The 5,886-nt window shown below is 38.0% G+C and carries 6 protein-coding genes, 1 tRNA gene and 2 pseudogenes; 2 read left to right on the top strand and 7 right to left on the bottom strand.

The window, feature by feature from the left end; all coding sequences use genetic code 11:
* Positions 1–140: pseudogene (locus GO685_RS02985) on the top strand (IS982 family transposase); the annotation flags it as partial.
* Here the strand turns inward: GO685_RS02985 and GO685_RS05565 are convergent.
* From GO685_RS05565 to GO685_RS02970, 7 genes are all read right to left on the bottom strand, one after another.
* Positions 113–274: a hypothetical protein gene (locus GO685_RS05565; RefSeq protein ID WP_246226384.1), complete on the bottom strand. Its 162-nt coding sequence runs from the start codon at positions 272–274 to the stop codon at positions 113–115. The pseudogene GO685_RS02985 and the gene GO685_RS05565 overlap by 28 nt on opposite strands.
* Complete coding sequence (locus tag GO685_RS02980) at positions 261–623, bottom strand: hypothetical protein (RefSeq protein WP_246226382.1); 363 nt, start codon at positions 621–623, stop codon at positions 261–263. The genes GO685_RS05565 and GO685_RS02980 overlap by 14 nt, the downstream gene beginning before the upstream one ends.
* Before the next feature lie 80 nt (positions 624–703).
* On the bottom strand, positions 704–2,020 hold the full coding sequence (locus GO685_RS05560) for a phage tail protein (protein WP_246226380.1): 1,317 nt from the start codon (positions 2,018–2,020) through the stop codon (positions 704–706).
* Position 2,021: 1 nt separating this feature from the next.
* Positions 2,022–2,585 (bottom strand): baseplate megatron protein TIM-barrel domain-containing protein, encoded by a 564-nt coding sequence (locus tag GO685_RS05555; RefSeq protein ID WP_281356216.1) that lies wholly within the window; start codon positions 2,583–2,585, stop codon positions 2,022–2,024.
* The gene (locus GO685_RS05725) at positions 2,573–3,145 is read right to left on the bottom strand and encodes a glycoside hydrolase family 113 (protein ID WP_281356215.1); all 573 of its coding nucleotides are present in this window, start codon (positions 3,143–3,145) and stop codon (positions 2,573–2,575) included. The genes GO685_RS05555 and GO685_RS05725 overlap by 13 nt, the downstream gene beginning before the upstream one ends.
* Positions 3,102–3,929 (bottom strand): hypothetical protein, encoded by an 828-nt coding sequence (locus GO685_RS05550; protein ID WP_246226378.1) that lies wholly within the window; start codon positions 3,927–3,929, stop codon positions 3,102–3,104. The genes GO685_RS05725 and GO685_RS05550 overlap by 44 nt, the downstream gene beginning before the upstream one ends.
* Positions 3,930–4,353: 424 nt before the next feature.
* Positions 4,354–4,427 (bottom strand) — tRNA-Met (locus GO685_RS02970).
* Between the two features lie 74 nt (positions 4,428–4,501).
* Between GO685_RS02970 and GO685_RS02965 the strand changes: the two are divergent.
* Positions 4,502–5,796, top strand: a pseudogene (locus GO685_RS02965) (ComEC/Rec2 family competence protein); the annotation flags it as partial.
* Positions 5,797–5,886: the final 90 nt, after the last annotated feature.

Here is a 5,886-nt window from a genome sequence, read left to right as displayed (position 1 = left end):
TTCCAACACTACCTTCGTATGATAGGTTGATTGCTCTAAAACCTCGGGTTCTATGGTATTTAGCAATGTTGCTGCAATGGTTATGTGAGCAAGCAAAAGAAACAGGTATCAACTATGTTGATTCAACCCCTATTGCAGTATTTGCTACATTAAGGTGTGTACGGGTTCCCTTTTTAGATCTAAGCATAATACTCCCTAACAATATTTTTTTAGGAATAGTTATACCCTTTCCTATATGACCATCAACGACACTCAAAGAATCAAAGTATTCCACCTTCGTGTTTTGTAAACTGCTTTAAAAGGGCAAGAGCAGTTAATCTGAAAGTATCTATTTCAATGGCAAAGTATGTTCTTTGTTCATCTGTCATATTATACATATGCTTAAAGAAGCTCTTAATACTGATATCTTTACCATCTATTTTCCACCCTGTATCTATTTTACTCCAGTCATATTGGTGTAAGTCTACAACGTGTACCCCTTTAATTCCTTGCAGTTCATGCTTTAAATCATCATAATTAAGGGAACTGTTTTTACCATCTGGTAAAGATGCACCGTATACCCTCGGTACCCAAGTTAGTATTATTGGTGCTTCATCCGATAATTTTTTTGTGTTATTAGCCATTGTCTTAACTGATTTTATGTTACCGCGCTAAGTACAACAAATTTTCAATAAAATGCAAATAAAATGTCTGAGTGCGTAATTTAAGTAGCTTTCAAGAGCTCAAATATTCCTGCCTCCACATTATCCAACGAATCACCATAAGTAACTGCTTTTAGGTAAAACTTTTTTTCCCTTTGCACTTCGAAAGAAATTATTGAATCATCAAGCAGAACAAATTTTTCACCTGCGGTGTGCTCATATTCTTTAGTGTTTTCTTGTCCTCTAATTAGGTTGCTAAGCTTATATTTGTTTTTACCTATGAGCTCAGCACTTTGGAATTTTATTACCTCTTTTCCAACTAGCGCTAAATTTGAGGTTGTGCTCATGACCGACAGCTTGCCAAAACGCAGTACTACTATAATTCCCTCATTTGTAGATTCCATTACATATCCGTAACTAGACTGCTTGTTTGTGCTTGCGATAGGATTGTAATCTTTATCATCATACGAAATAAAAAGCGTTGCTCCTTTCCAATTCTCTTCTTCACTAGCTAAAGTAAAGCTTGCAATATTGCCTTTAACATGCAGTAAATCAATCATTTCTACGATGGTTTTACTGGTGTGAGAAGCAGGGTGTTCTTTAAGCATAAGTGACCTCGTTGAAGGAAAAGAAAGTTTATATATAGAGCAGTCATAACCAACCCCAATTATTTGAATAGACATGCTTGCAAATTTTGTTTTTATAATTCTTATCGTATGCTTTTTCTCGCCATCTGAAATTGTTATGACATCGCTTGGCGCCAGCCACACATATTTTATCGGCAGCTTAAAATTGTATATATTTCTCTCTTGCCACGAAGAATAAAGTAAAACTTCAGCTATATTTTGCGCCTCCCCTTCCTCCATGATTAGTGGTATTTCAACCGTTGCAGCATTGCCCTGCTTTGGCAGCTCAGCATATTTCACGTCAATTGGATAACCAAAATTGCGGTTAAAATAAACAACGTTGATCTTATTGTTCAAATCTAGCTGACTGGCACTCACAAGTTGTATTGGCTTTGAGTTGTGATTAAAAACAATTTTACCAAACGGTATTTCAGTCGTAACTTCCCTGCCCTTTTGGACAAACTTCAGCTTAGAATCCCGCTCAACAACATCAAAAAAATAGCAGCTCTGTAGCATTTTAATAATTGAACGTATCGACTGTTGATCGTTTATTACGTACCCAGACAACAATCCTTTAACGTCACTTGTATCAAACTGATCGCTTTTTAAACCCGCCTTTCGCAATAGATCAGATAAAACATCAGAAACATTAAGCCGTGAAATTTTTCCCTCAGTACAAATGCCCTGTCTTCCAGTTATGGCAGTCAGCCCACATATCACACAAATTGGGAAAATAAGGAAATGGCCTTGCATCCTATGCCCAGAGAAAAATTTTCTCCACCATTTCTGAATTTTGCCACTTCCTTAGCGTTCCTTCGATTGCAATTTTCTGCGCAAGAAAACTCACTTCTCCGTTTGAATATCGCGGATATTTGCTCTCTATGCTGTTTTTATCAACAAACACATTTGGCTCATTAGTGCAGCCGTTCATGCTGGGAAATCCATACTCGGTAAACCATATTTTTTTCATCTTTGGTTGCCATTTCGTTTTGCTACCATCAGGATTTATTTGAGCTTCACTCCACCACTTTGCTATGTTTTTCCACGCATATCTGCTGTCATTATACTTTACCTTCTCAGGGACACTTTTTGAGTAATCATAGAAATAATCATACCCAACTCCGCTGCTCCAACCATCGATTACATCTTCCGCGGCATAGCTAAAAGGAGGCTCTGGGCCATCAGTGAGCGGGGAATAAGCATCTATGCCAACAACGTCGATGTACTGTGAAGACCAAAGCTCATCCATATTATACCAACCATCATATGAATGGTATTCGCTCCAGTCGGCAGCATAAGTTACGGTTACTCCTTCCAAAGCTGAAGTTTTATCTGCTTTGCAAGCCTGACTAGCTCCATAATTGCAGGATAATTGCCTTTTGCATCTTTTACTCTGGTTAGTTGTGCAAATTCAGACCCAATGATAAATCCTTCCACTTTAGTCTGTTTAGCAATGCTCGCGTAATGTTCTATGAATTTATTATACTGACTCTTGAAAAAATCACTTATATCCTCAGGAGTCCCGCTCAATTTTCCTCGCCACTCCTTGTTTTCTGTGTCGAGCAAGGGCATCGGATAGAGCATCACCTTATAACCTCTGCTGTGTAACTCTTCTATATATCTTATTAGCGCTGCATCACTAACTGTGCCACCATATCTTGGATTGCCATTATCATCTTTTGAAATTAGCTGAGCATTATCTTCGGTAACACTTCCCACTTGCCAATCATCGGGTAATATCGCGGAATCGTCTTGAAACTCAACTGCAGGATATATTTTACAATCCTTGATATTTAAACTACTTGCAAACCAATTAACTACTACCGACGCCCACTCAACATTCGGCAAACTTTCTTTTAGTTGATCCAAGGAAAGCATCGCTCTTTTTCGTGTGATTATTGTGATTTACCCTTTGTGCCAGTCCATATGGGATATATTGGCTACTACTTATTCTTTCTCGTGCAATTTTCTTCTGTATTTTCGTATCATACACAAACTCCCCTGAACCTGGTATGATATTGATATTCCGAATATTCTCTGCTACTGAAAATCCACTGGACTTCAGTGTAGTTTGCACTTCAAATGTAAACACCGGAACGCGATTGTTATAGTCCGCTAGAGGAAAATTCTTGATGACTATATAAGATATTCCTCTGTAAACTGGCACATTCCCTTCACCTTCGATTGATGACATAAAAGGATCAGGGTTTTGGTCCTCTGTACCACGATAAAAAGTATAATCTATTTCATCAAAACTAAGTGACGTTGTATCCGCCCAGATTCTATTTAATTTTTCCACTTTTCCCTTGCAGATTGCAATTGCAAGCGTTGCATAGTAGTTATACGCAGCATTCATACCTCTTCCGGTTTTATTTTTGGTGGTTATTACTCCCTCTTTGATTGGCTGTGCCCAAATAATATTTCCCGCAACTCGGGCAGTGCCATAGACAATTGGAATTGTTCTGCCGTAGGTTGAGGTTTGAATTTGCAGATTTTTCAGCCTCGCTCCATGCGTTACCTTTTGCTCGGCATCCAAACCAAAAATTGCATTATCGAGCTGCGCACCAAGAAGAGCACCGAGTTCTGAACCGATAATCTGGCCAATTGGACCAAAAATACTGCCAGCTTGACCTAAAATTGATGATAAAATTATTGTAGACATATATCCTCCTTTTTGATAGATTTTTTTGAAATTGTTGAGCCAGTGTCACACACATGAACATTGCAGTGTCAAAGTCATGAAAGTAGCCTAACGATGTTATCCCCACATGATGTCATCCCAGTGTCGGAGCACTGGGGTGACAAGAAAAGGAAGCGCTGGGATGACACCGCCACAAAGTGAAATGAGATCTCAGTGTCAGCTACTTGGATGACAGGGAAAGAAGGTGCCAGGATGACAGGAGCACTGCCATTAAGTTAAGAAAAGTTGAGTGTTACGTCTTTCGTCTCAAACAGTCTATAATTGTTATTTTTTCAAATCTCTTGGATTTTATTTGCCTAAAAATTCATCATAATTACCCAATCACTTCAAATTTTTTGTCTAATCTTAACTCCTCTTTCCTTAACTTAATGGCAGTGGGATCAAGTTGCGGGGGTAGGATTTGAACCTACGACCTTCAGGTTATGAGCCTGACGAGCTACCGAGCTGCTCCACCCCGCGTCGTTGTTTATTTAGTTATTATATATACAATAATAGAAAATAAAAGAATAAAATCCTACTATTGCGCACATTTTATGTATTTATTGACTTTTCTTGACATCACAGCCGGTTATATACGCAATAACCTACGCAGCGAGAAATATAACTTGATACTGTGGTTTCCCGTATGTCAATGTGTAGGAATTTTGACCTATTTCTCTTTAAGCTCTGAACCAAGCTGTGTTTTTACTACATCTATCTGAGAACAGCTTTAGTTGATACTCAAATTCTTGATAAAGAGAGGTATGTAAAAAATATCGTTGCTACAGTAAAAGATATTAGCAATAAGGGCTCATATAGACAGTTTCTGCTCTCTGTTGAAAAGCTTCCTTCTGTTATCCCAGCGCCCAGACACTTGGATCCAGAAAAAAATACACAAATTCCAGCGTCACGCGCTGGCCGCATTGCTTTAGACAACATAAGAATATCAGTTAGAACTAAAGTGGAAGGAGGCGTAAAAATAGGCGATCAAATAAAATTGTCAGCAAAGCTTTTTCCGCCAAAGATCGCACCTTTGGAGTATGCATATGATTTTGCAAGAATAGCCTATTATCAGGAAATAAGTGCTACAGGCTTTGCAACGAGCAAAATAGCTTTGCATAAAAAGGCTGAAGCAAGGAAATTTCAAGAGTATATAGAGTCTTTCCGTCAATATATTTATGAAAACCTGCAGCGAAATATCAAAAGACCACATGCGGACATAATCTCCGCATTACTGATCGGTAAAAAAGACGGAATAGACCAAAAAACTATGGATGCAATACGAGATTTAGGCATAGCACATTTGTTTGCTATATCTGGTCTGCGCTTATCATTCGTTGCTGGCCTGTTTTTCATAGTGTTTCGTAATTTATTTGCAATACCTGAAACTTTGACTCTTAAGTATAACACCAAGAAAATATCTGCATTTTTCACCATTTTGTCAACCACATTTTATCTGCTGGTCACCGGTATGCAAATCTCTGCTCAGCGTGCGTATATTATGGTGATCTTGGTACTTGTTGCAATAATAATAGAGAGGAAATATCGGGGATTAATAGCAATTGCGTTTGCTGCTTCGGTGATACTTATAATAGAACCAGAAGCAATTTTAAAGCCCGGCTTTCAGATGTCATTTTCCGCTGTCTTGGCACTGGTTGCTAGTTATCAGATGAATGCCAACAAGCTGTTCAAAATAAAAATAATAAAATATTTTGTGTCGATAATGATCAGCTCAGTAATAGCAAGTTTAGCGACTGTTCCATACACAATATACAACTTTAATTATCTTTCAATCAGCGGCGTCATCACAAATTTAATTGCTATACTAATAGTTACATTGATTATTATTGGCTTTGTTGCATGGCAACTTATGCTGTGGTGATTTATGATAAATTCATGTAACCATTTCAAACTTAGCCATGCCAATGTCAGTAAATTT

The organism is Wolbachia endosymbiont of Madathamugadia hiepei (genome assembly GCF_013366855.1).
Taxonomy (GTDB): Bacteria; Pseudomonadota; Alphaproteobacteria; order Rickettsiales; family Anaplasmataceae; genus Wolbachia.
Note: the sequence above shows the minus strand (reverse complement) of the source record. Positions and strands in the feature narration are given on the sequence as shown.